General features: G+C 46.5%; 24 protein-coding genes. 7 read left to right on the top strand and 17 right to left on the bottom strand.

The features are described 5' to 3' along the window. Positions 1–74: 74 nt before the first annotated feature. The 5 genes from ACN0W5_RS08015 to ACN0W5_RS08035 all read right to left on the bottom strand — a co-directional run bounded on the left by ACN0W5_RS08015 (position 75) and on the right by ACN0W5_RS08035 (position 3,964). The gene (locus tag ACN0W5_RS08015; protein WP_417453629.1) at positions 75–317 is read right to left on the bottom strand and encodes a hypothetical protein; all 243 of its coding nucleotides are present in this window, start codon (positions 315–317) and stop codon (positions 75–77) included. Positions 318–640: 323 nt separating this feature from the next. After that, positions 641–1,750, bottom strand: a complete 1,110-nt coding sequence (locus ACN0W5_RS08020; RefSeq protein ID WP_417453630.1) for a DUF2336 domain-containing protein — start codon at positions 1,748–1,750, stop codon at positions 641–643. 256 nt (positions 1,751–2,006) lie between these two features. Continuing rightward, positions 2,007–2,249, bottom strand: a complete 243-nt coding sequence (locus ACN0W5_RS08025; RefSeq protein WP_417453631.1) for a hypothetical protein — start codon at positions 2,247–2,249, stop codon at positions 2,007–2,009. Positions 2,250–2,617: 368 nt separating this feature from the next. After that, positions 2,618–3,262: a class I SAM-dependent methyltransferase gene (locus ACN0W5_RS08030; RefSeq protein WP_417453632.1), complete on the bottom strand. Its 645-nt coding sequence runs from the start codon at positions 3,260–3,262 to the stop codon at positions 2,618–2,620. A 198-nt stretch (positions 3,263–3,460) separates the two neighbouring features. Continuing rightward, the gene (locus ACN0W5_RS08035; RefSeq protein ID WP_417453633.1) at positions 3,461–3,964 is read right to left on the bottom strand and encodes a DUF302 domain-containing protein; all 504 of its coding nucleotides are present in this window, start codon (positions 3,962–3,964) and stop codon (positions 3,461–3,463) included. A gap of 400 nt (positions 3,965–4,364) precedes the next feature. Here ACN0W5_RS08035 and ACN0W5_RS08040 point away from each other — a divergent pair, with 400 nt between their 5' ends. Further along, positions 4,365–4,883 carry an adenine phosphoribosyltransferase gene (locus tag ACN0W5_RS08040; RefSeq protein ID WP_299375408.1) on the top strand — a complete coding sequence of 173 codons (519 nt, stop codon included), beginning with the start codon at positions 4,365–4,367 and terminating at the stop codon, positions 4,881–4,883. Positions 4,884–5,099: 216 nt separating this feature from the next. Here the strand turns inward: ACN0W5_RS08040 and ACN0W5_RS08045 are convergent, their stop codons facing one another. From ACN0W5_RS08045 to ACN0W5_RS08065, 5 genes are all read right to left on the bottom strand, one after another. Continuing rightward, on the bottom strand, positions 5,100–6,344 hold the full coding sequence (locus ACN0W5_RS08045) for an amidase (RefSeq protein ID WP_417453634.1): 1,245 nt from the start codon (positions 6,342–6,344) through the stop codon (positions 5,100–5,102). An 88-nt stretch (positions 6,345–6,432) separates the two neighbouring features. Further along, positions 6,433–6,810 (bottom strand): hypothetical protein, encoded by a 378-nt coding sequence (locus tag ACN0W5_RS08050; RefSeq protein ID WP_417453635.1) that lies wholly within the window; start codon positions 6,808–6,810, stop codon positions 6,433–6,435. Between the two features lie 187 nt (positions 6,811–6,997). Beyond that, a complete protein-coding gene (locus tag ACN0W5_RS08055) occupies positions 6,998–7,579 on the bottom strand; it encodes a hypothetical protein (RefSeq protein ID WP_417453636.1) in 582 nt (193 codons plus the stop codon). 142 nt (positions 7,580–7,721) lie between these two features. Then, positions 7,722–8,450 carry a GcrA family cell cycle regulator gene (locus ACN0W5_RS08060; protein WP_417453637.1) on the bottom strand — a complete coding sequence of 243 codons (729 nt, stop codon included), beginning with the start codon at positions 8,448–8,450 and terminating at the stop codon, positions 7,722–7,724. Between the two features lie 375 nt (positions 8,451–8,825). Beyond that, entirely contained in the window at positions 8,826–9,893 is a 1,068-nt protein-coding gene (locus tag ACN0W5_RS08065; RefSeq protein ID WP_417453638.1) for an ankyrin repeat domain-containing protein, read from the bottom strand. Positions 9,894–10,099: 206 nt separating this feature from the next. Here ACN0W5_RS08065 and ACN0W5_RS08070 point away from each other — a divergent pair, with 206 nt between their 5' ends. Beyond that, positions 10,100–10,501, top strand: coding sequence for a hypothetical protein (locus tag ACN0W5_RS08070; RefSeq protein WP_417453639.1), 402 nt, complete (start codon positions 10,100–10,102; stop codon positions 10,499–10,501). A gap of 16 nt (positions 10,502–10,517) precedes the next feature. Continuing rightward, positions 10,518–11,426: a glutamate racemase gene (gene murI, locus ACN0W5_RS08075; RefSeq protein WP_417453640.1), complete on the top strand. Its 909-nt coding sequence runs from the start codon at positions 10,518–10,520 to the stop codon at positions 11,424–11,426. Positions 11,427–11,489: 63 nt separating this feature from the next. On the opposite strand, the gene ACN0W5_RS08080 is transcribed toward murI, so the two are convergent. From ACN0W5_RS08080 to ada, 3 genes are all read right to left on the bottom strand, one after another. Continuing rightward, positions 11,490–13,214 (bottom strand): methyl-accepting chemotaxis protein, encoded by a 1,725-nt coding sequence (locus ACN0W5_RS08080; protein WP_417453641.1) that lies wholly within the window; start codon positions 13,212–13,214, stop codon positions 11,490–11,492. A 229-nt stretch (positions 13,215–13,443) separates the two neighbouring features. Continuing rightward, the gene (locus tag ACN0W5_RS08085; protein WP_417453642.1) at positions 13,444–14,226 is read right to left on the bottom strand and encodes a 2OG-Fe(II) oxygenase; all 783 of its coding nucleotides are present in this window, start codon (positions 14,224–14,226) and stop codon (positions 13,444–13,446) included. Next, complete coding sequence (ada, locus tag ACN0W5_RS08090) at positions 14,223–15,302, bottom strand: bifunctional DNA-binding transcriptional regulator/O6-methylguanine-DNA methyltransferase Ada (RefSeq protein ID WP_417453643.1); 1,080 nt, start codon at positions 15,300–15,302, stop codon at positions 14,223–14,225. The genes ACN0W5_RS08085 and ada overlap by 4 nt, the downstream gene beginning before the upstream one ends. A gap of 235 nt (positions 15,303–15,537) precedes the next feature. Here ada and ACN0W5_RS08095 point away from each other — a divergent pair, with 235 nt between their 5' ends. Further along, a complete protein-coding gene (locus ACN0W5_RS08095) occupies positions 15,538–16,302 on the top strand; it encodes an SDR family oxidoreductase (protein ID WP_417453644.1) in 765 nt (254 codons plus the stop codon). Positions 16,303–16,385: 83 nt separating this feature from the next. Here the strand turns inward: ACN0W5_RS08095 and ACN0W5_RS08100 are convergent, their stop codons facing one another. Then, entirely contained in the window at positions 16,386–18,395 is a 2,010-nt protein-coding gene (locus tag ACN0W5_RS08100; protein ID WP_417453645.1) for a bifunctional metallophosphatase/5'-nucleotidase, read from the bottom strand. A gap of 65 nt (positions 18,396–18,460) precedes the next feature. Then, positions 18,461–18,673 (bottom strand): hypothetical protein, encoded by a 213-nt coding sequence (locus ACN0W5_RS08105; RefSeq protein WP_417453646.1) that lies wholly within the window; start codon positions 18,671–18,673, stop codon positions 18,461–18,463. Between the two features lie 119 nt (positions 18,674–18,792). Between ACN0W5_RS08105 and aqpZ the strand changes: the two genes are divergently transcribed. The 3 genes from aqpZ to ACN0W5_RS08120 all read left to right on the top strand — a co-directional run bounded on the left by aqpZ (position 18,793) and on the right by ACN0W5_RS08120 (position 22,979). Continuing rightward, entirely contained in the window at positions 18,793–19,479 is a 687-nt protein-coding gene (gene aqpZ / locus ACN0W5_RS08110; RefSeq protein ID WP_417453647.1) for an aquaporin Z, read from the top strand. Between the two features lie 264 nt (positions 19,480–19,743). Next, the gene (locus ACN0W5_RS08115) at positions 19,744–20,370 is read left to right on the top strand and encodes a helix-turn-helix domain-containing protein (protein WP_417453648.1); all 627 of its coding nucleotides are present in this window, start codon (positions 19,744–19,746) and stop codon (positions 20,368–20,370) included. 122 nt (positions 20,371–20,492) lie between these two features. Continuing rightward, positions 20,493–22,979: a GcvT family protein gene (locus ACN0W5_RS08120; RefSeq protein ID WP_417453649.1), complete on the top strand. Its 2,487-nt coding sequence runs from the start codon at positions 20,493–20,495 to the stop codon at positions 22,977–22,979. Between the two features lie 234 nt (positions 22,980–23,213). On the opposite strand, the gene ACN0W5_RS08125 is transcribed toward ACN0W5_RS08120, so the two are convergent. Together ACN0W5_RS08125 and ACN0W5_RS08130 are read right to left on the bottom strand one after the other, a co-directional pair. After that, complete coding sequence (locus tag ACN0W5_RS08125; RefSeq protein ID WP_417453650.1) at positions 23,214–24,329, bottom strand: helix-turn-helix domain-containing protein; 1,116 nt, start codon at positions 24,327–24,329, stop codon at positions 23,214–23,216. Further along, positions 24,322–24,924, bottom strand: coding sequence for a hypothetical protein (locus ACN0W5_RS08130; protein WP_417453651.1), 603 nt, complete (start codon positions 24,922–24,924; stop codon positions 24,322–24,324). Before ACN0W5_RS08130 ends, ACN0W5_RS08125 begins: the two co-directional genes overlap by 8 nt. Between the last annotated feature and the right edge of the window lie 38 nt (positions 24,925–24,962).

The following is a 24,962-nucleotide window of genomic DNA, read 5'->3' on the forward strand; positions in this document are numbered from 1 at the left end:
AAAGCAAGCGTTCTGTAATCCACGACAGGCTTTTGTGATCCACGACAGGCACCGTAATCCCATCGCCCTTTTCATCAACGCCCTACAGACCTGTTTGCTGACATATGGGCGACAAAATCCTGTCCCCCCAACAACCCAACTAAATGCGGCACCATCAGAACAATAACAATCAACGCAGCAAACTGTACTGCCGTAGGAGAAACCCAACGGATCGTGCCCGGCACTCTGGGTCTTTTTTCCCACCAACCCGCCAAAAGGATCACCACCACCCCTATAAGCATTATGACAAGGGTTAGGGCTAAATCAGGTCCGGGCATCTCGAAATCTTTGAACAGCGTAAAATCATATCTGTTCGATTTATTCCTCCTACTCGGTGTTTACAAGACCTTACATCGCAAAGGGATCGAAAAGTCATTCACATAGCCAGGACCATAATGGAGATAATACACCCGAAACATTCATACCCCCCCAAAAAAAATGGGCCAGAAATGGACCAGAAACGGGCAAGAAAAAGGATAAAAAATACAAACAGACCGAATTAAGAACAAAAAAATAAGCAGCCCGGTTAAAGGCCACTTATCATCAATGGTTCATCATCTATAAAACTGATTCTAGCAGCCCGTTATTATACCGGCCCGTATCAGGCGGAATATTGCTGTAATTTTGTGACCAGATATTCAACTTCGTTTGGACTTAGCTCATCATCCGGTAACTCAAACACAGTCAACAAGCGTTCCAGCAAACGGCTGGCGAAAACCTCGCGATCATTGCCTTCGCCACTGTAATCCATATCCCGATAAAGCCTGATTGCCGCCGCGACAAAGGGGAAATAAGCCATCAACATACCAGCTTTTTTATAAAGAGACTTCAGACCAAGTTGCCCGTCATCATGGATAAGAGCCTGCGCATTGGTAAGGGTAATCCCCGCCAATTCAGCCATGGCGGTTTCAAAGAACATCATGTCACCAGAACAAAGTGCCCGTAAAACCAGCGAAGGTGTCAGTTTGCCACCTTTATGAAGCTGCTTAACAAGTTTTTCCAACTCTTCCTGACTTGATCCCTCTTTCAAAAGAGACACCGTCGCACGTTCCCGAACCTGCAGTATTAGATTAGCTGCCTGGTCATAATCCAGTTCGTGGCGACTGACGATGTAATGCCTCAGCCGATCAGAAAGTGAATTCATAAGACGTTCAGAAACAGAAGCTGGTAACGATGGCCGTCTGGAAAGAGAGCCCGCAACGATCTCACTTTCCTTATAATCGGTCATCACACGGCCATACCCTTGTTCGGTTATTGCCGCACCTTCATTTGCAACCAGCTTTGCAACTGCGTTCTCATTACCAGTGTCGATAACAGCATCAGAGACAGCCTCGGAAACACTTGGACGCAAGGCAATTGCTTCCTGTTTCGCCGCACTTTCTGATTTTAGGATGTTAATCAGATCTTCGTCAGAGAAAACATCCGAAAATTTAAGCACAGGCAAAGAAACCGATTCAACATCCGCAGCCATAGCTAGCGCGACATCTTTCGGAAGATCGTCAGCAACTTTAAGAGAATTTGCTAGGGCTTCCCTGACAACAATTTCAGCATCTTTCACCAATGCCCGAAAGATCTCTTCCGCGACAGATTTCTCTTCCTCGGTAAAATCCTTTGCTTCAAAATGCGAAGCAACTTTGATTGTGGTCTCTGCCCTCACCTCTGGTGAAGAATTTGCCAATAGTTTTGCTACATCTTGCTGCGTAAGACTCATGGTTCTCCAGCTTCTTTCAAACCGTTGGTTACTAATCCGGCATGGATTGATAACATTTCATGCATCATTATGGGCATAGCCAGTTAATTCATGCTTAATAAAAAAACAAAATACTGTTGATTTTTTAATTTTGCCATTATCACAAAAAACATCAAACAGAACAATTATTTGTTTAAAATCAATAGACTAAACAGATAATTCTAAAAATAAAAAATCATTGGGTACTTAAAATTAATTTAAACTGATAAAAAATATCTTAAAAAGCAGACGGCAGTGCATCGTTCCAATCGGGCAATCCATAGGATTTCATAATCTCTGGAACACGGCCTGCTTGCACCAATTTCCGCATTTTTTGATCAAAATATTCCATAGCTTTGAGAACAAAAGCCCGTTTCTCTAAATCAGGAGTGAAAGCCATATGAATAGACCGTGACCAAGGATAGGTCACAACCTCTAATTCAAAAGGACTATCTGCAAAAATTTCTTTAACGGTGTCCATGATATGCCCCTTTTGCTCACCCTCGGGGCAAAGCTGGAGACACCTGTCAACAAACGCAACAACCAGCTTTCTGGTTCATCATTTTCGGGGTCATTATCAACAGCGGCTAGAACAGGATAAAGTCCTGACAGAAATGTGAAGAGAAAAAACGTCGATATAAGTTTAAATATTGATCCAACATGCATCAGGTAAAGCCCCCCTAAAATGGGGGCCGAAGCCAATTCTCGCAAGAAAATAACAAGAAAATCTGTAGCCATATCATTGTCATACAATAATAAAGGGAAGTGGCTACGAAAAATTATCCCGATGCTTCAATTAATTGAAATATGCCAATTGAATGGGATGTGCTGCCTCAAGATAATTCCTACTTACCTCGTCATAAAAACATCATATCTCGTTGATTTTCCCATCAACTGATGCGATGGCTTTTTAATGCCCGGCAGAGGGTCTGCCTTAGCTGGCCATTTAAGAACCACGCGTTTCTCTGCGACATCCAAAGCCGCTTTCACAAGTTCTTCGGCATCGGGATCAGCACCGACAAATTGGCGAAGGACACGCATCTCTTTTTTGACAAGCGCCTTGGTTTTTCGGGGGGGATGCATGGGATCAACGACAACAACATCCGCAGACAACCCAGGAAGAAGTTCTTTCGCATCCCCAAAAAGCAAGGTCATTCTGGCAACAATATCCGCAACTTGCCCGCCAGCACAGCGCGCACGATCCAGACCGTCCTCTAACATTGCATGCACATCCACAGAGCGTTCAATCAGAGTCACCTCTGCCCCCAGAGAAGCCAGAAGGAAAGCATCGCGGCCAAATCCTGCTGTTGCATCGATGACAGAGGGTGTTCTGCCTTTGGTAAAGCCAGCAGCCTTGGGTAACGCCTGTCCTCTACCGCCGCCAAACTTCAGACGATGGCCAACCGCACCCCCAGTAAAATCGCAGACCAAGCAATCTTCAGAAAACCCATCGTTTTCTGTTTCAGGTGCAGTGTCTTTTGCGCGGCGTTTCATTAAAACCCTTTGGGAACCTATGGTGTAGAGAACAAATCAAGATATCTCTCTAACCCATCACTCAAAAAGGGTAAAGCCATAACAGAAGATCGCGCGAGCCCCGAAACTATATACTGCAACCTTCATATAACGACATGCTGGATAGCTGTATTAAAGGTTATTCGGCCCCACCCATCGTCCTGTTATGCAAAGAAAAACCTATTGTGTCGCACCCTTAGCAATCGCCTCAAAAATACCATCAAGTTCTTTTGCCATGACATCCAAGTCAGTAGAGTTATAAGGCGCAAAAACCGCTGTTGGCTTTCGGTAAGTTAAAACAGATGTTCCGTCGTTACTTTCTGTCAGGTAGAACCTGATCGGCGCCTCAATACCCGCGGGAATAGACGCACTCAGCATACGCCGAGCGAAATCATTTCGGTAAACACCAACAACCAAGTTCCCCGGAATAGTGATTCCCGCATTGGCTGCCCCACCAGAAGCACTGGCCCGGGTGACAAGTCCCATCTTATTATCTGTAATCGATGTCTTTAGGTCATCAGCAAGTTCATTGAAGGATTTCTCGCTCTTTACGACAACCATTCCATCATAGGGGTATCCCTGATCCGCTTGAGCTAGAGACACAACACTCCCGAACAGGACCATTGTCAAAAGAGGCAATGATTTTAAAATATATCCGATTAAACCGTAACGGCGTCTGATCAACTGACTTCTCCTACCCCAAAAAACTGTTTTTAAGACTCACCCTGATAACGATATTGAATGTTTCAGGTAAGGTTCGACATCTGTCACCACAAGACATGATTAGCAAATAATTATCTATTCGCCAGATAATGACTTATTCGATAGCAACATAAGCCTTTTCGCAAAACAACAGTCCTCACCTCTTTGTGATCATGTATCCCTTAAACTCATTGACTTATCGAATTTTGATTCGGGATCGGCAGTTTTTCTATACTGTAAGATGAAGCTCTTGTTGCAGAATCATTGCATGTCCCGTGTAAGTTCTGCATAAACATCCGTGTTATTATTAGGACATCGACCAAAGCCTTCCATTCGAAGCAACACAAGATCAGTGAATAAGGGAACCATAGAGACCATGAGCATCAATTTGAAAGATCACATCCGGGAAGTTCCTGATTATCCCAAACCCGGTATTCTTTTCTATGATATCTCTACCCTTTTGGCCCATGCAGAAGCTTGGCACGAAACCATCGAACGACTGGCCCTTGTGATTGAAAAGGAAAAGCCTGATGTTCTTGCTGGCATTGAATCTCGTGGCTTCCTGCTTGCTGCCCCACTGGCAATGCGTCTGGGCATGGGCTTTATGATGATTCGCAAGAAAGGTAAATTGCCGGGCAAAACCATTCCATATACCTACGATCTGGAATATGGCACGGATACAATCGAAATTCAGGAAGATGTCATCAAACCAGGTCAGCGTGTTGTAATGCTTGATGACCTATTGGCAACTGGCGGCACCATGGAAGCTGCTGTAGCCCTTATGCAACAAGCTGGTGCCGATGTCCGCAGAATTGCCTGTATTATCGAGCTGAACTTCCTCAAAGGTCGGGAAAAGCTTGGTGGGATACCTGTGACGTCTCTCATTCAATACGACGACTAAACAAGCGTAAAGAGATTAACTCTTCAGGCCCTATTATCCCTTTAGACTCCTGCCTGTGACCGATAAGGTAACGGGGGCAGTTCATAGATTATTCTGTCCCCTCGCAGACAATAGCTCCTTAGAGAACCACACGCTGAACAAAAAAACATACTCTTGTCTTTCAGTCACGAACGTCTGGTACATACTTCAAGCTTCACAAATCAGATTTTTGTTCGATCAAAAGGGTGAAAGACTTTGTTGTTCATCCTCAGTAGAACAAAAACTTTCAGCGAAAGCCAAAAGTTCCAAATCAGACCCATGCGTCCCCATCAGCGAGAGCCCAAGCGGGCAGCCATCGACTGTTGCCAATGGCATCGTAATCTGTGGATTGCCAGCTAAACCAGATGCAGAGGTCAGCGACAAGATCTTGGATCTATGTGCATTTAACACATCTGGATCTTCCTTAATCAGTGGGGCAATGCCCGGGGCAGACGGCAAACATACAACAGTCTTTGCCGGAATAAGCGCTTTCATACGCGCCTTGAACAGTGACCTTTTCTCAAGCGCATCACTAACCTGTTCATCGGTGATTGTTTTGCGCCAATCCATCCGCTGTTGAATGTCCGGTCCCATCTTGGGCTTTACACGGTCAAACCATTCCCCATGGGTGTCCATGACTTCACGACCCTGAGTGATCTGGAAAAGAGTTGCGAGTCCCTGTAGTCCTTTTGAGAGCTGTTCATCAAAACCGATTGCGTGAAAATTATCAGGGTTGAGCGAAACATATTCTGCTTTGCCCAAGCGCTGTTCAAGCCGTTCCAAATGCGGTTTGAGTGCAGCACGTGACTTTTCATCCAGCATGTCAAAGGCATCAACAGCAACCAAAAGCTTATCCGGCATTGCATCCTGACCGACCTTGGCTTCCATCAGAACTTCGCCCACTAGATTAAGCAACCAAGCATCACGGGCGAACCAACCGACGGTATCAAAGCTATCAGCCAAGGGCAGAACACCCTCTTTGCTTATTCGGTCATGTGTCGGGCGCAAGCCAAACAACCCACAATAGCTGCCCGGTATGCGAATAGAGCCCCCTGTATCTGATCCCAGCGCAAAATCAACCAATCCCCCTGCCACCGCAGAGGCTGAACCACTTGATGACCCACCAGGAATACGGCCGGGTGCTTCGGGATTTGCAGGCGTTCCATAGTGATAGTTCTGTCCATCGAGACTACTGGCGAACTCATCAGTAATGGTCTTACCAATGACCATGGCCCCGGCATCCAGCAGTTTTTGTACCACAAAAGCATGCTTTTTCGACGGACGTCGGCGGCTTTGCCAATCTGGGTTGCCATAGCCGGTCACATAGCCTTCGAGGTCATAGATATCCTTGACCGCATAACCAAACCCTTTCAAAGGTCCCTTATCGGCCCCTTCAAAAGTCATATTGCCACCGGGAACAAAAGCACCAAGGCTATCGAACATTCCAACCGTTCCTTCTATACACATCTCTGCTTAAATGAGTTACCTTTGAAAAGGCGAGACTGCAAGTTGTGTCTAGCAGAAGGAAGCTTTATATTTTTTTGGAATCTTCGGTCTCTTCGAGTTCCGGTGTTTCGTCCAAGTCTTCCCAGTCGCCTTTTTGTTTCCGACGGATAATGATATCGCCGTTTTCTGTAATAACAGGCATTTCGTATTGGGGAATGGAATCAATGACAAGACTTAAAGATTTCATCATCAGCTCAAGGCTTTCCCGGGCCAATTCGCCGGGGTTGTCTTCTTCCTGTGCCCAGCTTTGTTGGGGCAAAGCAGCTGAAAGCACAAAACCACCTGTGATGGCCCCACCTGCGACAACCAAAGACAGAGAAAGCTTTTTAAGCTTTACCTTAAAATCAGTGTTCGACTTTTGAATATTCTTTGTCACAAGATCATCCTTTGTATGCTGCATCATCTTTGATAAAGGCCCAGATAAATAACCTGTGGCTCTCTTTCGTAAAAAGCCACATCCTGAAAATTTCAGAGCAAAATCCTATCCGCAAAACTCAACAGGCCTCTAATTCACCTATATAAACATATAATTCTGGCGAAAGTCTGACAGTATTAGGATTTTTACGTATCCCCAACAAGCGGCCTACCGCTTAATCTAGAATGTCTGTCAACTCGGCATCCAGCCGTTTTATATCATCATCCATTTTGACCATGATATCTGTACGAGCATCCTCTGCCGCTAAAGCCATATTTTTAATCGCATTTTTTGCCAAGGCATTTGACTGCCGTTGCTGGAAAAGAACCGTTTTGTGCTTCTCGACAGCGCTATAAAAACGCCGAATAGAAGTCAAAGTTTCCGGATTAAGCTCAAACGTTGTCGACGAATTACGCATCGTCAACCAGATAACATCGTCCAGCTTATAACTTTCGCGCGGGGCAAATCGGCTGTCATGCCACAGCATAGGGCCATCTTTATAAGAACTGGCCCAGTCTTCGACCTTACTGATATTATCAGAAACTTCTGCACGAAGCGATATTTCCAAATTCCGGGCGTCCGACAATCTTTGGTATCGATCAAAATTGACCGCGATTTCAAACCCAGCGAAGCTCGCCAGATACACACCCAACATCGTGGACAAAAGAATAACAGTCTGTGTAAACCAAAATTCCAGATTAGGCTTACCGCCAATACTCAAAACCCGAAATGGTTTTGCAATCGAACGAGCCGACATAAAACGCATCACTTCACAACCTGATTACAGTACTTAATATAAAGATGAACGCTCATGAAAAAAGAGCGCATTAAGGAAATAAAAAATCACCATAAAAAAGGGTGCCAAAGGCACCCTTTCACATCACACAACGAAAATAGTCTTAAGCTGGTTTACCACCGGCTTCATTTGACTTGGCTGCTTCGCCTTCTTTCGCTTTATCATTCTCATTGCTGGAATTATTGTTGTTATTGTTGTTATTGCTGCTATTACGGCTGCTTTTGGTAATGTAAGCGCGCGCACAGTGTTCAGCACAATAAGGTTTACCAGCAATCGCAGGAGCACCACAGAAATGGAAATCCGCATCCCCTGGATCGCCATGAGGCCAAAGGCACTTTGGTCCTTTGCGTTTTTCCATGGCACCGCTAAACAGCTTGCGATCAGCAGCATCCATACTTGCTTTACGACGCGCTTTAGCAGGCAGCGAAGCCGCTTTAATCTCTGCAGCAGTTGGCTGCTTGGCAGCAGGTGCAGGCCTTGGGGCCGCAACACGGGCAGCTGGAGCAATTGGCGCCTTTGGCTTAGGCGGGACAGGTGCAGCTACGGGCTTTGCAGCCGCAGGGGCCGCAGGTTTGGCAGCCGGCTTTGGTGCAGCAGGTGCAGCTGGCTTCGCAGCTTTAGGGGCCGCTTTTTTAGCCGGAGCATCTTTTTTGGTGCCGTCGCTTTTTGCGCTTCGTTTGATAGGGGAAGGTCTCGCAGCCAGTTTCATCCGGTGCGCCTTACCAACTACAGCGTTTTTGGAAACGCCCAGCATTTTTCCTATTTGTGAAGCACTATGGCCTTCTGCCCATAGTTTTTTCAGAAGCTCGATACGCTCTTCTGTCCAGTTCATCTAGACTGCCTTAAAGTGTAAATTAAAATAAATATGAAGCGAAAACCTAGGACACTTATCAGCATACACAGTTATCGCGAATGACGGGCTACCTTATAGATTTAGACAACCTGAGTCGAGTCTCTGATTTGAAATATCTTTCGATAAATCGCCAATAACACCAAAAACCAGGTAAATTCTCTCAAACTTCCCACATTTCTTAGTGCCGTTATGTCTTGCCGCTTCAAACGGTGTGAGGAGCTAACCATTTAAGCAGATCTTGTCAATAAAAGAGTTAGCTATTCCTATGAAAACAACACCTAAAATCCTGCTGATTTAAGCATAAAAAAATCCATTTTTACCCAAGAAACCTAGGCTAGTTTTCGATATAAATTATTAGTTAGAGATTGACGCAGCTTCAAAGGGGCTATCTGTTTCTTCGGCCTGAAGCGAAGGTTCATTGGAAACTTTGTCTTCAAGGCTGTCTAACAATAGCTTGCGAACCAGCCCGGTCTGTTTTTGCCCGGTGTCTTTTTGGAACTTTTTCACAGCCTCTGATGTTTTAGGTCCTGTCTTTCCATCCGCGCTTCCCTCTAGATACCCAAGAGCGATCAAAAGCTGCTGTGCTTCTTTGATCTTCTCTTCCGGCAATTCAAGCGTCGAGAAATAGCGTGCAATCGTGACGTGTCCAGCCTGTTCAGCCATATATTCTGCCGTTTCACCAACGGTATCTTCTTGTTCAATATGGGCCCCAGATTTAACCATCAGTTCAACCAATGGCTTGTTTCCAGCAACAGATGCCGCCATCAAGGCCGTCATCCCCAACCGATCAGCAACGTTGATCTCGGCCCCCGCCTTTATCAAAGCCGTTGCTGTCACCCGATGATTGTTAAGGGAGGCAAGCATCAAAGCCGTCCAGCCATCCTTGTCCTTTTTGTTAAGGTCAAAGCCGGCCTCAATCATTTCCTTGATCGTGTTTACAGACCCCTTCTCGGCTGCTTTGAACCAACGAAGTGCCTTTTTTTCCAAAACTGTCAGTTCTGTTTTTTCAGGGCCGATTTTCACGTCAATCGGCTCCCAACTCGCCACAAGTTTTTGTGCCAGCGTCAGCTCTTCTTTGGAGAAATCTTCGACAAGGTCCTGTTGTTCTTCTGCTGCGACTTTGATCTGTTGCTGTGCAGCTAAGGTAAAATAAAGCGAGGCGACGATTTTATCTTTATTGGTTCCTTTACCATCACGATACAGACGGGCCAGTTCCAGCTGAGATTTTGCTTCGCCCCGGTCTGCACTGGTGTGCCAATAGCGAAAAGCCGTTGAATAATCTTCAGCATCATAGGCTTTTTTGCCTTCTGCAAAATCAGCAAAAGCAGCTTTTGGATTTATCCCCCCCAGGACAATCACAAAAACAATTATAAAAGCAATCGTACCGACAAACGACAATAGGCCGAAAATAGGCTTTCGCATTAACAACACCGTGATATATTCCGCAAACAACATCCCAGTAACAGGCCAGTAACAGAGATGTCACCGGGATCCCCCAACTCAGGTCGCACACTATCCCGAAAAAAAATGGCCCTCGGGATAACTAGGCCTATATAGTACAGCAGTACATAGAAAGTATATAACCAAACACTTCTATTTTTTACACAGGAATTGAGTTCAAAGCAACCATGCGAACAAACAAATGGATCATCAGCGGCTTAGCCCTTATCGCGGTCGTTTCACTGTCATTATTTTTTATATTGCCCCAAGAAAAGCCCGTCCCTGATCAGCGACAGTTTATCCGCGCAGCAGTTGGTAATTACGGGTCCCTAAAAAACAAAGGAATTGGCCAAGTCGAAATTCTTTCCAACACAGAAGTACGTTTTCTCATTACCGGTGCCTCAGATGACAATGCTCTCTCGCAAGAAGTGCTGGATGAAAACCTGAAAAGCTTTTGTACTCTCTTACTTCAAGAAGCGACTAAAAGTCCTGTTGAAATGGCGCCAGACACAGAATTCACCCTTAGTTACCATCATCGCCAAATTGCTGCCATAAGTGGTGTCTATAACTGTAAAAATGCACAAAGCTGATACCCACAGACCAAAAGTGTCTTCGCCCATTGGCGTCTTTGATTCTGGGTCCGGAGGCTTAACCGTTTTACAAGCCCTTCAGACCGCTCTGCCTCAACAAGACTTTCTCTATTTTGGGGATCATCAGCGAGCCCCCTATGGCGAGAAAGCAGGGCCTGAAGTTTATGAAATGACCCGGCAAGCCGTACAGTTCCTCTTTGATCAAGGCTGTACCCTTGTCATTCTGGCCTGCAATACAGCGTCGGCCATTGCCTTGCGCAAACTGCAACAAGAATGGCTACCTTTGTACGCCCCAGAAAAGCGTATTCTCGGCGTTCTTGTCCCCATGGTCGAAACCATTACGGATCGACCATGGATAAAATGGGAACAGCATCCACAACAATATCTAAAGGGAACCGTCGGCATCTTTGCAACCGAGGCCACGGTTAAAAGTAAAACCTATCTTGTCGAAATTGGAAAACGAGCACCGCAACTTGATGTCATTCAACTGGCGTGCCCGGCACTTGTTCCTGCGTTAGAGGCTAAAAAAGATACGGCAACAACAGATGCTTTGGTCGAGGGTTATGTTGGCCAGCTCGTAGAAGAAAACAATAAAGTTCCCAACTGGATCATGTTGGGTTGTACCCACTACCCCTTGTTGAAGAAAGCCTTTGAAAAGGCAGCTGCAAAAATCATCGGAAACATTATGGGGCAAGGGGTTCCCATCCTCTGCCAGCCCTCTATCTGTGCCGACAGCCTAATAGATTACCTTAAAAGACACCCTGAACTGGTACAAAAAACACCGGAACTCATGGGAAGAACAAAGTACTTCACCTCTGGCTGCCCGGATTACGTTGAAAAAACAACGGCTATTTTCAATCCCATTCCCCCAAGCAAACCAGCAAGTAAGACCACGTGGATCAAACAGGTCATTTCTGAGTACTGATCCAGAGAACAACCTCATTCGAAGACCATGATCTTATCTTATTTGAGATAACATACAGGGCTTTTACGGGGCATAGCCCATGCGCAAATTGCCCCATTGCTGCCCCTTGACCATAATCGGCGTGCTCAGGTCTTTCATTAAGACAAACTTGCCGCCGCCCATATCCCGCAGATAACTTTGCAACAGATAATCTTTGGTATTTGCCCCGGCAGAGGCACCCGTTCTATCCGTAAAAATACGTCGGTTTCGGCAATTCCCTGCATTCCAGATCGGGTCATCAGTTTTCTGCGGATTGTTATAGATCAGATTATGCGTTGGTAAATATCCATTCACATCAACCGCGGCACAAAAAGCAACCTTGTCATGGACATCAAGCACAGGTTCTTGTGCTTCAGGAAGGACACGATCGGTAAAGTCCAGATATTTTGTTGTGTGTTGTTGCGGATCGCTGTTCTCAACAGGTTGGTATTTTCTGTCGAATAAGTCTTCCAACGATATCTCACCCGCATCGATGGCTGCATCGAAACGCAAACCAATTTCCTTTGCCGTACTGATACCCTTGGCGATAAAGGGTTGATCTATAGCGATCACACTCTCTAGGCACGTCTGGGCTAATTTTTGGGAATTCTGATCAAAAACCACCATAACACCCGATAGAAGAACCGCCTCTACGGTTCCTTTCAGGCAACCATAGGGATGAACCTCAATCTCGACGGCGGCGCCTTGCTCTATAGGGTCATTAAGCTTGCAAAGAAGCGTACCTTTATTCGTGAAATCGCGCAGGCTAACCGGCTCTCTGTTTCCCTGAAAGGACAAGATGCCGTCCAGATCATATGGAATACGTAGTAGCTTTTCACCATCGCCAGCGTGCGTTTCCTTAACAGCCGTTTCTAAACGCAGATTGAGCGCTTCGAGAAGATCGCGCATCTTGTTTGCATTGGTTTCTTGGGTTTCCGTTAGACCGCGCACATCGTTCACTTCTGAAACGACTGTCGCCATGGAATCTGTTACCTGCCGTGTACTGACGGCAGCCTGTTGCGCATTTCGCCCAATTTCATTAATCGCTGTGACCTGTTCCTGTACACGGTCTGATACTTCAGATGAAAAATCTTCAACGGAATTAATGACAGAGGTGATATTCGCAATTACCTCGACCACCTGCCCTGTGACAGATTGAATTTCGTTAATTTGATCAGTGATATCTTTTGTGGCCCCGGCTGTTTGTTGCGCCAGACTTTTTACTTCACTGGCCACAACCGCAAACCCCTTGCCGGCATCCCCGGCACGCGCGGCCTCAATTGTCGCATTTAACGCAAGCAGGTTTGTTTGCCCTGCGATGCCTTCGATCAGTTTAACAACATCCCCGATTTTTTCCGAAGCCTGTGCTAAAACCTGGATCGTATCAGTCGCTCCTTTGGCTTCTTGCGCGGCCCCCTTGGCCCCTTCTGCCGTTTTGGCAACATGCTCGCCAACAAGGGCAATAGAAGCATTCATTTCTTCAGTTGCTGCGGCAACTGCGTCGACATTTTGCGTCGCTGTGTTGGCATCATTTTCTAATTCATTTGCTTTGTTGCTGACACTATCCAAGGCGTTGCGCGTGGCCGCACTGGCATCCTGTATTGCATCACCAGCCAACTTGGCCTGAGACATCGTGCCTTCGAATTCCCCCTGCAAGGCATCCCCCAGGGTATGAAGATCACGCCGTAAAGCATAAGCCTGTCGTTCCACTTTTATAAGGCTGTCAGTATCCTTGCCTGTATCAACACTACCCGTAACTACTTTCTCCATCTGTGGCAAAACCCCCTTTTTTATGAGGTCTGTAGTCGCCCCATTATCAATGTTTGCACAGATAAAATGTCCCGTATTTAGGTTAACAAAAGGTTTGCTAAAAATAAGACATTTTATCTCAATGCTTTAGGGACTCACCGACATTCAGAAAACTTAAAATTTCAGTATTATTTCAATCACTGAGAGACTGTTTAATTTTTTCAGAGCTAATCTTACAGGCCCGCTTATATCATTGGGCGTCATGAAAGATAATGCCCAATGTATGGCGTTGGCCCGATCTGATTTCGCTCACGCCATGCCGCATATTCACCCGATAGATACCGCGCGTACCGTGTTTAGGTCGGTTGCGGACGGGAAAAATAACCGCATCCCCCTGATCCAGAGGAACGACCGCAGCGCGTGATTGCATCCGGGGGCGTTGTTCTGTGAGAACAAATTCACCGCCCGTAAAATCCTGCCCGGGTTTGGATAACAGACACGCCACTTGCAGCGGGAAAAGCAGCTCACCGTAAACATCCTGATGCAGACAGTTATAATCTCCGACACCATATTGTAACAGCAAAGGCGTCGCTTTTGTCTGACCAGCTTCATGACACAGGTCGAGATACTGTTTATGTGTTCTGGGAAAACGTTGATCCATATTCATCAACGCATTCCATCTGTTCCCGATCTCGGCCAATGGTTCATAAAGCCGAGTGCGTAACCGGCTGACCAGATCTGGTAAGGGATAGTCAAAATACTTGTATTCCCCCTGTCCAAAACCATGTCGCGACATCACAACACGGGACCGATAGAGGTCATCAGCGTTATACCCACCAGCTAACGCAATACAATCAGGTTTAGCAATTATTCCCTTGAGAACGGCATAGCCATTTTTATCTAGGCTATTCGCGATCTCGGTGACAGAAATTTTGCTCTCGCTTAAAGTCTGACTTACTGTAGATGACACACTGGCAGAAACTTCTGACTCACGTACAGTTTCATCGACTGTCATTGGTTCATGTACCGTCATTGTGCTGCCACCGCTTCACAATCCAACAGCTGTTGTTTGCGCTCTACCCCCCAACGATAACCAGATAAAGCCCCATCGCTTCGTACCACCCGGTGACAAGGAATAGCCACGGCGATATGATTGGCGGCACAAGCAGAAGCCACGGCACGAACAGCCTTGGGCGAACCTATTTTCTCAGCAACTTCCGCGTAGCTCAAACGACTTCCCACCGGAATATCAACCAAGGCTTTCCACACCCGCTGCTGAAAGGCCGTACCACGAATATCCAATGGTAAATCAAGGCCAATTGTAGGGTCGTCAACAAACCCGACAACCTGTGCTACCCACTTTTCGAACGCAGCATCTCCGCCTTTCAAAATGGCTTTGGAAAAACGGTCTTGAAGATCCTGTATCATGGCTTCGGGATCATCGCCGAGAAGAATGGAACATATCCCCTTTTCACTTGCTGCCACCAGAATTGACCCCAGTGAACACTCCCCAAGGGCAAAGCGAATTTCAGTATCCTTGCCGCCTTTACGATAGCTTGTTGGTTTCATCCCTAACAGCTTTTCAGTGTTGGCATAAAAACGACCATTGGAATTAAAACCCGCGTCGTAAATGGCTTCTGTCACTGTTTCACTTTTGCTTAACCCCTTACGAACCCGATTGCCCCGGTGCGCGTTGGTATAAGCCTTTGGCGTAACACCTGTAATGGCCTTGAAAGTACGGTGAAAATAAAAACGGCTCATCCCCACAGCTTCAGCCAAGGTATCAAGATCAGGTGCTTCTTCGGCCTCTTCGATCAAGCGGCAAGCCTTTTCAATGGCCAGCGCCTGACGTTCTTGCTTTTTCATTTCATTGGGACGGCACCGTTTGCACGGGCGATACCCCGCCTTCTCAGCGTCGGCACAACTTTCATGAAAACTGACATTTTTTCGCAAAGCCAACCGCGCAGCACAGGATGGCCGACAATAAACACCCGTCGTCAAAACAGCGTAATAAAAGACATCATCCGCCGACGGGTCACGGTCCACAATCGCTTGATATCGCTCATTATCGCTTTTAAATTTTGGCAAAATAGTCATCTGAGTTGCCATTACCTTTGCTCCTGTCACCCAACTTGTAGCACAACATTTCGTCAGTTTCTAAAAGCTAGCTCAAAAATCATAGACCCAAACTCTGATTCTTGCTTTTGTATTTTATTTTTTATTTCCCGTAATTCCCCGTTTTTAAAGATTTTTTTGAATTACAGAACAAGAAGTGGAGTTTCCAGACCTTAATCAACCTCAATAGTGGTTCTTCAATTTAAAAAAAGATCAACGAGGTATTAGAATGAGTAAATTGGAAAACCGCGTCGCCATTATTACGGGTGCAAGTTCAGGTATCGGCTATGCCGCTGCAAAACTGTTTGCTGAAGAAGGCGCAAAGGTTGTTGTCGGTGCTCGTCGTCAGCCAGAGCTGGATAAGCTTATCGAAGAAATTCGTGTCGCGGGGGGACAGGGCATTGCCGTTGCAGGTGACGTAACAGACGAAAGCTATGCCGAGGCTTTGGTCGAAGTTGCCACCGGAACCTATGGGAAGCTGGATATTGCCTTTAACAATGCCGGAACCCTAGGTGCCATGGGGGACACGCCCACCCTCACGTTTGATGGGTGGCATGAAACAATCAACACCAACCTAACGTCTGCATTTTTAAGTGCAAAACATCAAATTCCGGCCCTACTCAAAAGCGATTATGGCTCTTTGATTTTCACATCGACCTTTGTAGGCCATACCATCGGCATGCCCGGTATGGCCCCCTATGCAGCTTCAAAAGCCGGGATTAACGGGATGATGCAATGCCTCGCAGCAGAATACGGTCCTCAGGGATTACGGGTAAACAGTCTTATTCCCGGAGGCACAGACACCCCCATGGGACGTTCTGTTGCCTCAAACGAAGAAATGGAAGAATTCGTCAAAAGTCTTCATGGCCTGAAACGTATTGCTGATCCGAGAGAAATTGCCACGGCAGCCCTGTTCCTGGCCTCTGATGACGCAAGCTTTGTCACAGGGACCGCATTGATGGTTGAAGGGGGTGTTTCCATCAATAAAACTTGATTTAGCACAATACCAACAAACAAGGCCAATCAGCTGATTGGCCTTGTTTGTTAAAATTAATTAAGCAAAAATTCAACGAACCCTTAACTCAAAACAGTTACGCGCCCATCAAGTTTAGCGCCTGTTTCAGCCGAAATAACCTGACTTTCCCGAATATGAGCAATAACCTCGTTGCGGTAGATCAGACCGGTATGGTCATACTGTAGTTTGCGCATATCAAAGCTGGGAATATCACCCGCGACCCCGCCGCCGATAGGCTTACCATTCCAATTTTCACCGAAACCACCAAGCGCAAGATAGGTATTCACCACCATCGTATAGGTTTTATCCAAGCACTTTTCGATTGCCTCGCCTTTAAGGGTAATATTCACTGCGGTGGCATCGCGGGCAGATGCACCGGGGTCAATTTCATACCGAATGTCCGATGAAAAATGCAAAAAGCCGCGCGAGACAAATCCCTCTAGGTTGGTCCCTGCAACTTCTTCATCACGAAGCAAACGCTTGGCATTTGATTGCAGCATATCAAATACCTGTTGACCACTGAGGCTGGCAATATGAATAGCATCTGCATAGGGCATAACATCGTACCAGTTTTTGAAACTTAACGGTCCCTTTTCCACCCCTGTTGAAATACCCGTGGCGTTAAACAAGGCAAAGTCGACCTCTCCGCCCGCAAAGCTATTTGATCGCGCCAACACAGCATCGTTCATATAGTTGGCAAGTTTGTTTTCGCCGATATAACGCGATGCAATCATCTTGTCCCGACTAAGTTCGCTGGTATCAACAGTACCAATAACCTCTGCCAATTTGCTATCCAGGGCCTTGATGAGCGGAGCAATATGTTGCTGTTCAAAGTCGGCGTCATAATCATCTTCGTTTTGTAGCGTTTGATATTTTGGATCATCAACCGAGACGCGCTTATCCCGGGGTTTGATTCGGTGCAGGGAAACAGAACTGTACCAATCTTTACGACCATTTTCAGCCGCAATAGACATAGCGATATCCCCCAGATATTTGCCATGTGCCTCGGCCTGGGTAATCAGGACGCCATCAATCAGATTGTTTTCTTCAATTTTCTCTTCGTTCAATCGCGTGTGCGTATGTCCCCCGACTACGACGACCGGTTTGTCGGTCAACTTGCCTGCCAGTCCAGCAATAGCAAAGTCGCCTTCGCCAACATCGCGTACTGTCGCTGCCTTACCGGATGTATGCTGCCCTACACCATAACCACAGTGCGAAAGAATAACGACAACATCGGAAATCTCGGCAACGGCTGGCAAGATGTTCTCAATCGCTTTCAACGGTCGATCAACGGCCAGTGTCTTGTCATCAGGTTGCCCCACGCGCGTATCAATGTTGGTGGTCAAGCCAACCAGTCCGATACGTAAACCTTTGATTTCAGCAATGGCAGCCGCAACGTAATCTTCGTCTCGTTTCAGGTGTTGCGAGGAATGAACATTTGCTGACAATAAAGGGAAACGCGCATCCGTTAGTGCCGCTTTTTTCAAAAGTTCCGCACCCCGATCAAATTCATGATTACCGATTGCGGCGATATCCAGTCCTGCTGCCGAATAACTTCTGTAACCTGCATCAGCAACAAACTCATCCACACTCCAGCCCATGAGCTCATCAAAAATTGATCCTGTGTGGTCATCCCCCGCTGAAACAAAAAGCACTGCCTCATTTTCAGCCGCTGACGCGCGGGCAGCTTTTACCCGCTGTACGATTTGTGACAAGCGATAGGTATCACCTTTTTTACCATGCATTTCCGTGATGTGATTATGCATATCGTTGAAATGAAGAACACGTAAAACGCGCCGTTCTCCTGGGATAAGTTTCGGCGACGGTACCGGATTGCCTTCTTCGGTCACGATCCGTTTAATCGCACCGCTTAATGGATCACCTTTGAGTAGAAATAGCTTTTCGATAGATCCCAAAGGGTTTGGCGTTGCTGGGACCAGTTGTAATTCCCCAGCCAAAGGCACGGCATTACTGCGCGCTGTTAAAAAGGGTGAAAAACCAACAGCAGATGCCGCAACGACACCCCCCAGAAGTAAACGACGGCGGGTCATCCCCAATTTAACATCACTCATAACAGAAAATCACTTTCACACAGAATAAATCGAACTGCGCCAACATGATCGTTCACTGTTACTGATCAATGACGGCTATATGACCTTGCGGTGATGTTTGAATGAATGTGATCAAAGACCATAACCCCGACTGTTATTTCGTGCTCTGGTCTTTTTTGCTCTGGCGCACGCCTAAGTGGGTCGTCCTTATTTGGGTAAATTCGGTATTTGGATAAATTCGGTCCAGCCCCCCCCCCCAAACCACTTTCCTGAACAACATAAGTATCTTTACGCAGCATCTTTTCAAAAGCCGCATGGTATTATCCGGCACGTTATTTACGAACAAGCAGCATCATCAGGATGCTTCATTATTGTTCTCGATATCAATTTGACCTGCATTAAGGGGAAGGGTTTCAAAATGAATACAAAAGCATATGGTGCCGAATTTTTAGGTACTTTCTGGTTGGTTTTTGGCGGCTGTGGTTCCGCTGTCCTCGCCGCTGGCATTCCTGATCTCGGTATCGGTTTTGTTGGTGTCTCTCTTGCGTTCGGCCTTACCGTTATCACCATGGCCTATGCCGTTGGTCATATCTCGGGCGGGCATTTTAATCCGGCGGTTACGCTGGGTCTTTGGGCTGGGGGAAAATTCGAAGCCGGACAGATTGTTCCCTATTGGATCGCACAGCTGGCGGGGGGAATTGCCGCAGCCGGACTGCTATATGTGATTGCAAGTGGTATCCCGGATTTTTCCGTTTCGGGTGGCTTTGCATCCAACGGATACGGCGCACACTCCCCCATGGGCTATTCCATGATGAGTGGCCTTCTTGTTGAAGTTCTTCTAACCTTCTTCTTTCTCTTTATTATTCTTGGCGTAACAGATGAAAAGGCCCCCGCTGGCTTTGCCCCTTTGGCCATCGGTCTCGCCCTCGTCCTGATTCACCTGATTTCTATCCCCATCACCAATACATCTGTGAACCCAGCACGAAGCACAGGCCCTGCTCTTTTTGTGGGTGGATGGGCCCTTGAACAGCTTTGGCTCTTCTGGGTTGCCCCTTTACTTGGCGCATTAGGCGCGGGCTTCAGCTACCGCTGGTTCAAATCCTAAAAGCAGCATTCAAATTTACGAATAAAGAATATAAGGCCCAAGAGAATCAAGTTTCTCTTGGGCTTTTCATTTCGCAACCAAATTTAAAAATCAAAACATAATTAATATTAATCAAACAGTTAGAAAGAAATTCGTTTTCCTGAACCCTACAAACACGTCTGTAATTTTATTTCTTTTTTCATTTAAATGAAATTTTGACTATCTTTTTTCATTTTATCTGCTTTTAATGTGCCAGAACCTAATTAAACAAGTTTGGTGGTACAGATGGCACGGCCCAAAGTAGAAACCCTGCATAAGCACAATCTACCGAAGCAGGATCTCGATGATGAGTCCGTCACCGTCGGTGGACAGATCCGTGATCTACGCAAAGCCAAGCGAATGTCAGTGACCACACTGGCCGAAAAGATTGGCAAGTCCGTTGGTTATGTCAGCCAGATTGAACGGGGTATTTCCGTCGTATCCATTCCGATCCTAAACAAGATTTCTGCGGCTCTGGAAGTTTCAAACTCGTGGTTTTTCCATGGCGAGGATATTGCTGATCCAACGGAAAAAAGCCACATCGTTCGCCACAATCACCGTCGTCGCCTCAGCTTTACCGGATCAGGCATGGTCGAAGAACTAATGTCACCTGACCTTAGCGGTGATGTTGAATTGATCATGGGACGTTTTTCCCCCGGATCAGCCACAGGTGAAGAACAGATTTCACGGGAAAAAGTGGAAGTTTCCGGTCATGTCATCAAGGGCAACATCGCAGTTGAAATTGGTGAACGGACCTATGAGCTCGGTGTTGGTGACAGCTTTCGCATCAATCCCGGTGAACCCCATAAAACCTATAACAACGGCGCGGAAGACGCAGAAGTACTCTGGATACTCTCTCCGCCCCATTACTAACACGATCTGTGATCGCTCTACGGTCGGGGTGTTCTTAAATTCCCCAACCCAAAAATTACAAAAACAAAATGCCCCGGGGCAATGCCCCTCTTATATGTCCCCCTTTGTATGGAATGAATACGATGGCGAATAAAAAAACTCTTCCCGAACAGGCACAGGTTGTCATTATTGGTGGTGGTGTAATCGGGTGTTCCGTTGCCTATCATCTGACCAAACTTGGTTGGAAAGATGTTCTTCTGCTAGAAAGAAAGCAGCTTACCTGTGGCACGACATGGCACGCTGCGGGCTTGGTCGGGCAGCTCCGTGCGACAGAGAACCTGACCAAAATGGCGAAATACACCGCCGATCTATACAAAAACCTTGCCGCTGAGACAGGACAGGAAACCGGACTGGTTCATACGGGGTCTGTTTCTGTTGCGCAAACCGAAGGACGCTTTGAAGAACTCAAACGCGGAGCTTCCATGGCCCGCAATTTCGGTCTGGAAGTTGATGTCATCACGCCAGAACAGATTCTGGAACACTATCCCATTGCCGATGTCAGCAACCTTGTTGGTGGTGTTTATCTACCGGGGGATGGACAGACCAACCCGATTGATACAACACAGGCCCTTGCCAAGGGGGCACGTCAAGGGGGTGCCACGATTATCGAAGGCATCAAGGTTGAAGACATCATCACCGAACCCGGCCCAAATGGCGGCAAGGTAACAGGTGTTGTCACAGATCAAGGTGAAGTTCGCGCCGAAATCGTTGTGAACTGCGGTGGAATGTGGGCCCGCGAAGTGGCCAAGAAAGTCGGCGTGAACGTCCCTCTTCATGCTGCGGAACACTACTACATCGTAACCGAAGCCATCGACAACCTGCCGAAACTGCCAACCCTTCGTGATCCGGATGGCTATAACTACTACAAGGAGGACGCGGGCAAGCTGTTGATTGGCTGTTTTGAGCCAAATGCTGTGCCATGGGGTCACAAAGGTATTCCAGATAACTTCTGCTTTGATGAACTACCAGAAAACTGGGATCAGTTTACCCCGGCTCTGGAAAACGCCATGGCGCGTATTCCTCTGTTGGAAAGCGCTGGTATCCACACCTTCTTTAACGGCCCGGAAAGCTTTACCCCCGATAACCGTTTTTACCTCGGCGAAGCGCCAGAGATGAAGAATTTTTATGTTGCTGCTGGCTTTAACTCAACGGGCATCCAGTCAGCGGGCGGCGCGGGTAAAATCCTTGCGGACTGGATTGTTCAGGGCAATTGCCCCGTTGACATGTGGGATGTTGATATCCGTCGTGTTCAACCTTTCCAGGGTGGCGATAAGTATCTCTTTGATCGCACGACCGAAGCCCTCGGCCTGCTTTATGAAATGCACTGGCCTGAAAAACAGCCCGTGACCTGTCGCAATATTAAACGCTCCCCCATTCATGACCGTTTGGAAAAAGCCAACGCCTGTTTTGGACAAATGGCTGGTTGGGAACGCGCGAACTGGTTTGCGCCCGAAGGTGTCGAGCCAAAATATGAATACTCTTATGGTCCGCAGAACTGGCATGATTACTGTGGCGCAGAATGTAAAGCCGCCCGTGAAAACGTCGCCCTTTTCGACATGAGTTCATTCGGGAAATACATGGTACAGGGCAAGGACGCCGTAAAAATTCTCAATCGGATTTCCGGTGCCAACATCGACGTGCCAGTGGGCAAAATGGTTTATACCCAATGGCTGAACGAACGCGGCGGGATCGAAGCCGATCTGACCGTGACCCGTCTGGCCGAGAACAGCTTTATGGTACTGTCATCCGGTGGCACCCAAACCCGCGACTTCCATTTCCTCAACAGCCACATTTCAGAAGACGATCATTGCTTTGCAACAGACGTCACATCTGGCTATGCGCTCTTTGCCGTCATGGGACCAAACAGCCGCGAGCTGTTGAAAAAAGTAACCCCTGCGGATCTTTCAAACGCTGCGTTTCCTTTTGGTACTTGTCAGGAAATCGAGATGGGCTATGCCAAGATCAAAGCCGGACGCATCACCTATGTCGGTGAGTTGGGGTGGGAGCTTTACGTACCATCCGAATATGCCGTTCATGTCTTTGATACCCTGATGGAAGCAGGAAAAGACATGAACCTCACCCTTGGCGGCATGCACGCTGTGGATACGTTACGTCTGGAAAAAGGTTTCCGCCACTGGAGCCACGAAATTTCGGACGAAGACACGCCACTGGAAGCTGGTCTTGGCTTTGCCATTGCATGGGACAAACCAGGCGGCTTTATTGGTCGTGAAGCCTTGCTTGAACAAAAGGGAAAACCGCTCACCAAGCGCATGGTTGCTCTACAGCTCAAGGATGCCAAAAACGCCAAGGGCGAGCCACCGATGATGTACCACAACGAGCCGATCTACAAAGGCGATAAAATCGTCGGCAAGATTACCTCAGGTCGGTACAGCCATACACTTGGCAGCACAATCGGTCTTGGATATGTCCACGATGACAACGGTGTTACCGCCGATTGGATCAAAGAAGATAATTTCTCGGTCGAAATCGCCTGTGAACGCTTTGAAGCAACAATGTCGCTGAAACCGCTTTACGATCCAAAATCCGAACGACCTAAAGCAGACGGGTGAAGGTCCGGGAACAAGCCCCAGCCGATTGTACCAGCCAGTCATCGGTTGTGGGCGGCTTCCCCGCTCGACACCACCTGCCAAGCGGGCACTTAACAAGCCCGTAGAAAGCCACTGTACGCAGCACTCAAGCCTCCCAAGTTTGAAGCCGTACACCAAGCCATAACTGGGTTCCACCAACAAGGGACCAACTCTGCCGCAGCGTTCAAACGAACGTTGCGGTCTTTTTTTGGGGATCTAGCTGAATTCAACAGGAATTACATTTTCAATATTTTCATCTATTTTATAAACAACACCTGTAATCATGCTTAACATGTGAGGCTCTATAAATAATTTATCGGCGACTTTATTAAATCCAATACCCAAATGATCACGTAATGCATCAAAAATACCTAAGAGCAATTCAGGCTCTTCTTTTCGAACCTTGTCGTCATCTCTTTCGTGCTTAGATTGACCTGTCTTATTTAACCAGACATTAGCACCTCGATATTGCTGTGCCGTCAAAAAATCATGGTAATGAGCTTTATAAATTAACGCCCGAACACTTATGCCCCACCTTACTTTCAGATGGTAGATTAACTTCCAATCTAATCGCCGGCCTTTAAAGTCAGGAAACTCTTGTAGAAATGCAGATTTTGGAAATAAAAATTCACTAGCAAACAGATCGGCTTCTCTCTCAGTAAGATTATCCCCAGTCTCTATACCATCATGAAGAACAAAATGCCCACACTCATGCGCTAGATCGAAGCGCAAACGGCAAATACTTTCTTTAGCCTCATTTCTTACAATAATTGGATACTTTCTATTCAAAGATAAAGCGTCAACCTTCTCAGAAACCCCTTTAAATTGGGTAATAACCACTCCTGCATTTTCGAGAGCTCTTGTAACATTTGAGATAGGACCGTCACTTAATCCCCATAGCTCTCGACATGCTTTAGCAGCTCGCTCGATTTCTAAGTTAGAATAACGATCACCACTATGGGATACCTCAGGAAAGTTGGCCGAAGGCAACTCTAAATGTTTATTAACAAAAGTAACTAGTTGCTCAAAAATGGTACTAAATGCCAATACACGATTAGCGACACCTACAGGGGTAGTTTTTCGCTTTCTGAAATGGCATTGCTCAAATTTAACATCATTAGTTAGGGGGCGAACGAAAAACTCAGGAGTTACGTGTAACACTTCATATAAAGTATTCAAAACATCGGCAGCAGGAGCTCTAACATCACTTTCTAACTGATGAACAAATTGGCGAGAAGCATAAATCTTCTCCCCTAATTCATTTTGAGTTAAGCCATTTAATAACCTAGCTAGCCTTAATTTATCACCACTAAACGTTACTTCATTACTCATTACTAGCTAACACTTTTTCTTTTACTTTCTTTAACTTAATTGGTGCCTTGTCTATCTCCACAGCTTTAGATTGCTGATTTTCCACTTCAGCTAACAGAGCTGTTTTCTTTTCAAGAGGGATGTCCCATTTACATACAATAATTCCATGCTCATCGTAACCAACAAAGTACATATTATCAGCAGGGCTCTTATAATACGTATCGATAACATAAAACCACCGAATTTCTGCGTAGGGAATATCATCTGCAAAGAGATTCATCTGCACTAATGTTTCTTCCGAAGGAATTAATTTATCAGAGGGTAGGTTTTCAGGCTCATTTCTAACAAAGCGTACCGGCGTATCACCAATCTGAAATGTAAATCGACCTTCTTTTGTTAGTACAAATAACCAAGGCCATGTATATTGATCTACTTGGGATATGATTCTAGTTCTGCAACATTCATATGCTCTCATTCCCAATGACAATCTCGTATCCCCAAGAGAAACATCATGACGATCTATTACTTCCCCTCTTACCTCCGCAAGCAATAAACCAACTTCAATTATTCGGTCTCTGGTAAGATCAGCATTTATTTCCCAAGGCAGTTTAGTCATGTCGAATCCTATGACGTTATGAATTGACTACATAATTG

It is taken from the genome of Kiloniella sp., from assembly GCF_048270245.1.
Taxonomy (GTDB): domain Bacteria; phylum Pseudomonadota; class Alphaproteobacteria; order Kiloniellales; family Kiloniellaceae; genus Kiloniella.

What these genes read in the sequence shown, in the direction of transcription:
- ACN0W5_RS08060 (WP_417453637.1), bottom strand. Translation starts at nt 8,450, where the DNA reads ATGAACTGGACAGAAGAGCGTATCGAGCTTCTGAAAAAACTATGGGCA.
- ACN0W5_RS08130 (WP_417453651.1), bottom strand. Translation starts at nt 24,924, where the DNA reads ATGACTAAACTGCCTTGGGAAATAAATGCTGATCTTACCAGAGACCGA.
- ACN0W5_RS08045 (WP_417453634.1), bottom strand. Translation starts at nt 6,344, where the DNA reads ATGTTCGATAGCCTTGGTGCTTTTGTTCCCGGTGGCAATATGACTTTT.
- ACN0W5_RS08085 (WP_417453642.1), bottom strand. Translation starts at nt 14,226, where the DNA reads ATGACGGTACATGAACCAATGACAGTCGATGAAACTGTACGTGAGTCA.
- ACN0W5_RS08115 (WP_417453648.1), top strand. Translation starts at nt 19,744, where the DNA reads ATGGCACGGCCCAAAGTAGAAACCCTGCATAAGCACAATCTACCGAAG.
- ACN0W5_RS08070 (WP_417453639.1), top strand. Translation starts at nt 10,100, where the DNA reads ATGCGAACAAACAAATGGATCATCAGCGGCTTAGCCCTTATCGCGGTC.
- ACN0W5_RS08015 (WP_417453629.1), bottom strand. Translation starts at nt 317, where the DNA reads ATGCCCGGACCTGATTTAGCCCTAACCCTTGTCATAATGCTTATAGGG.
- ACN0W5_RS08100 (WP_417453645.1), bottom strand. Translation starts at nt 18,395, where the DNA reads ATGAGTGATGTTAAATTGGGGATGACCCGCCGTCGTTTACTTCTGGGG.
- ACN0W5_RS08080 (WP_417453641.1), bottom strand. Translation starts at nt 13,214, where the DNA reads ATGGAGAAAGTAGTTACGGGTAGTGTTGATACAGGCAAGGATACTGAC.
- ACN0W5_RS08025 (WP_417453631.1), bottom strand. Translation starts at nt 2,249, where the DNA reads ATGGACACCGTTAAAGAAATTTTTGCAGATAGTCCTTTTGAATTAGAG.
- ACN0W5_RS08055 (WP_417453636.1), bottom strand. Translation starts at nt 7,579, where the DNA reads ATGTCGGCTCGTTCGATTGCAAAACCATTTCGGGTTTTGAGTATTGGC.
- ACN0W5_RS08050 (WP_417453635.1), bottom strand. Translation starts at nt 6,810, where the DNA reads ATGATGCAGCATACAAAGGATGATCTTGTGACAAAGAATATTCAAAAG.
- ada (WP_417453643.1), bottom strand. Translation starts at nt 15,302, where the DNA reads ATGGCAACTCAGATGACTATTTTGCCAAAATTTAAAAGCGATAATGAG.
- ACN0W5_RS08030 (WP_417453632.1), bottom strand. Translation starts at nt 3,262, where the DNA reads ATGAAACGCCGCGCAAAAGACACTGCACCTGAAACAGAAAACGATGGG.
- ACN0W5_RS08065 (WP_417453638.1), bottom strand. Translation starts at nt 9,893, where the DNA reads ATGCGAAAGCCTATTTTCGGCCTATTGTCGTTTGTCGGTACGATTGCT.
- ACN0W5_RS08095 (WP_417453644.1), top strand. Translation starts at nt 15,538, where the DNA reads ATGAGTAAATTGGAAAACCGCGTCGCCATTATTACGGGTGCAAGTTCA.
- ACN0W5_RS08125 (WP_417453650.1), bottom strand. Translation starts at nt 24,329, where the DNA reads ATGAGTAATGAAGTAACGTTTAGTGGTGATAAATTAAGGCTAGCTAGG.
- ACN0W5_RS08020 (WP_417453630.1), bottom strand. Translation starts at nt 1,750, where the DNA reads ATGAGTCTTACGCAGCAAGATGTAGCAAAACTATTGGCAAATTCTTCA.
- aqpZ (WP_417453647.1), top strand. Translation starts at nt 18,793, where the DNA reads ATGAATACAAAAGCATATGGTGCCGAATTTTTAGGTACTTTCTGGTTG.
- ACN0W5_RS08105 (WP_417453646.1), bottom strand. Translation starts at nt 18,673, where the DNA reads ATGCTGCGTAAAGATACTTATGTTGTTCAGGAAAGTGGTTTGGGGGGG.
- ACN0W5_RS08120 (WP_417453649.1), top strand. Translation starts at nt 20,493, where the DNA reads ATGGCGAATAAAAAAACTCTTCCCGAACAGGCACAGGTTGTCATTATT.